3 protein-coding genes are annotated in these 2,428 nt (G+C 37.6%); all 3 read left to right on the forward strand.

Annotated features, from left to right (window positions below; genetic code table 11):
• A partial coding sequence (locus AXF17_RS02135) for a DUF3114 domain-containing protein (protein ID WP_157682619.1) occupies positions 1-827 on the forward strand: 827 nt, incomplete at its 5' end.
• A complete protein-coding gene (locus AXF17_RS02140; protein ID WP_094233601.1) occupies positions 812-1,477 on the forward strand; it encodes a hypothetical protein in 666 nt (221 codons plus the stop codon). The genes AXF17_RS02135 and AXF17_RS02140, both read left to right, overlap by 16 nt.
• A gap of 231 nt (positions 1,478-1,708) precedes the next feature.
• A partial coding sequence (locus AXF17_RS09140) for a DUF3114 domain-containing protein (RefSeq protein ID WP_169711300.1) occupies positions 1,709-2,428 on the forward strand: 720 nt, incomplete at its 3' end.

Below are 2,428 nucleotides of genomic sequence, written 5' to 3' on the forward strand. Positions count from 1 at the left end.
AAGCAGATAGCATATCTGCTTCCGAAAGCAAGAAGAAACTATCTGTACTGATGAAAATTACAGGGATGGACAAAATGGATGAAAAATCATCAGCTGACCAACTAAGAGCAGTAGCAGATAAGATAAACAAAAATATGAAGCCCGATGATAAATTCTGGGGCAGCCTAGCAAGTACAGTAGAAAAAGCATACTATCCAAGCGGCATGAAAGGTGACTTAGGAAAGCAGCTTCATCTGTTCAGATATGTAATATCTTATCAGCAAGCAAAATACATAGTAGACAACTACGAAGGTCGTACAGATGAAGAAAAGCTAATCAACTATATAGTAAAAGAGAAAATCTGGAACTGGACAGCGGAGGAGTCTACAAGGCTGCATCTGAAGTCATACTACGATTCAAAAAATGAAAAATATATTTATCCAAATGGACACAGTACAGCAAATGGAGGAATCAATCTCAAAGTTGTTACCAATGCCAGATTCCGATCAGAGTTTATAATTAATGGTGACGGTAAATTTCTCACTCTTTTAGATGAAAAGGCAACTCAAGATGCCAAAGTGAACTGTTCTAGCTTTAATTATGCACGACATAATGACAAGGTACATACGGTGCTTGATGTGGAACCATCGAGCCCAAACTATGAACCACAGTTTAGAGAGAACTCTAAATGTGTGCTTGATAATAATGGGAATCGGGTAAAAGATGGTGGAGGTCATGATGCAATATATAAGGCTCCAGAATCTGAAGAAATGCGAAAATATGCTAAAGAAGTAAAAACAAGGCAGGCAAAGTTTAGAAATGAGGTATTCGCATGTATAAAACAGTAAGCTCAAAGATTAAGTTGTTTATAACAGTAATCATAATTGTTTTATCACTTATTGCGATAAAGAAACTGGTTGTGGATCCACAGCCAGTTAAAGATATTAAGATGAATACGGTGTATATTTGTGGATTTGGAAATAGATATCCTGTACGGACGCAGTCAAGGTACTATATTGAGTTTAAAGATGATAAAACGTATATATTGATGCATGATGACAGTAGGAGGAAAAAAGAAGACTATTTTGAAGATGGGTATTGGAGCTCTCCAGAGATTGAGATGTTTTTCGGTAGTTATGAAATAAAGAATGGGAATTATGTTTTAACTCTAACGGAACGCACAGGTGTTGAGTTTAAAGATGTAAAAGCAGTAAAAAATAAAAAAATAAATTTCTTTTATCGGAATAAGTATAAAGATGGAGAAAAAATGACAGAAAAGATTTTTTTAACGAAAAAGGGTAACTATGTACTTGGTTACTCTGGTGACTCTGTTAAATCATATGATGAAAAACTCCCTTATTACTGGCTATACAATAGATCTGACATAAAGAAACTGTCTGGCTCCGTAGAAGAATTCCGAAAGCAGTTCAAGATGGACAAGAAGGCGGAGCAGGAACGACTAGCGGAACAGGAGCGTTTAGCAGAGCAAAGTCAGTAGACAATTTTCAGAAAGCTCATATTCGAGCTTTCTGTTTTCAAATTAAGGTATTACGATATAGAGAATGCCACAAAGAACCTATTCAGCACCGGAGACAGCACAGCAGAACAGATAAACGCAGCCCTGTCGGATCTCGGTAAGTCGTTTAGAGCGGGCGCATTCCATCCAAACCTGGCAGCTTCATGGCGAGCAAAGCTAAAGGAAGAGGTAAAGGAACTGGATGTTATTAACATGTTCGGCATCAAAAGACCTAAGTCAATAGATGACAAAACTTGGGAGAAGTATCAGGAAGATGTTACAGCCAAGGTGCTTCTGCTGGAAAAACAGGGCTGGCCAATAGAAAGCATTAAAGAATTTGGCAAGTATTTCAAAGAGATGCTTGGTAGAAAAGGTCAATCTTCTAATATGTCTGAAGCCATCGCATCCTGTTATAGAGATACTCAAATAGTCGGTACTAAAGTCTTTGATAACATGTGGTATGCATGGAAGGCAGATAGCATATCCGCTTCCGAAAGCAAGAAGAAACTATCTGTACTGATGAAAATTACAGGGATGGACAAAATGGATGAAAAATCATCAGCTGACCAACTAAGAGCCATAGCAGATAAGATAAACAAAAATATGAAGCCCGATGATAAATTCTGGGGCAGCCTAGCAGGCACTGTAGAAAAAGCATACTATCCAAGCGGCATGAAAGGGGATTTAGGAAAGCAGCTACATCTGTTCAGGTATGTAATATCTTATCAGCAAGCAAAATACATAGTAGACAATTACGAAGGCCGTACAGATGAAGAAAAACTAATCAACTATATAGTAAAAGAGAAAATCTGGAACTGGACAGCAGAGGAATCTGCAAGACTTCACCAGAAAGCGTACTACGATTCTGAAAAAGGAAAGTATATTTATCCAGATGGACACAGTTACGCAAATGGAGGAATAAACCTAAAAGTT

This window comes from Mogibacterium pumilum (assembly GCF_002243385.1).
GTDB classification, from domain to species: domain Bacteria; phylum Bacillota; class Clostridia; order Peptostreptococcales; family Anaerovoracaceae; genus Mogibacterium; species Mogibacterium pumilum.